This window comes from Psychrobacter sp. GW64-MNA-CIBAN-0177, assembly GCF_040309585.1.
GTDB classification, from domain to species: Bacteria; Pseudomonadota; Gammaproteobacteria; order Pseudomonadales; family Moraxellaceae; genus Psychrobacter; species Psychrobacter okhotskensis.
The window spans coordinates 1-261 of the sequence record NZ_JBEOOY010000359.1 but is presented as its reverse complement, the minus strand read 5'-3'; the positions used below and the strand labels follow the sequence as shown (position 1 = coordinate 261).

Genomic DNA, 261 nt, shown 5'->3' with positions numbered 1-261 from the left:
ACTGCATACGAACCACGGCGTGATCAAGCTCGAACTCGACGCCGCGAAGGCACCGAAGACGGTCGAAAACTTCCTGAACTACGTGAAGAAGGGCCATTACGACGGCACCGTGTTCCACCGCGTGATCAACGGCTTCATGATCCAGGGCGGCGGCTTCGAGCCGGGCCTGAAGCAGAAGCCGACCGACGCGCCGATCGACAACGAGGCGAACAACGGCCTGAAGAACGACAACTACACGATCGCGATGGCGCGCACGAACGA

General features: G+C 60.5%; 1 protein-coding gene. It reads left to right on the top strand.

Annotated elements, in window-relative coordinates; translation table 11 throughout:
- Position 1: 1 nt before the first annotated feature.
- On the top strand, positions 2 to 261 hold a 260-nt coding region (locus tag AAEY79_RS15440; protein ID WP_352289408.1), incomplete at its 3' end, for a peptidylprolyl isomerase.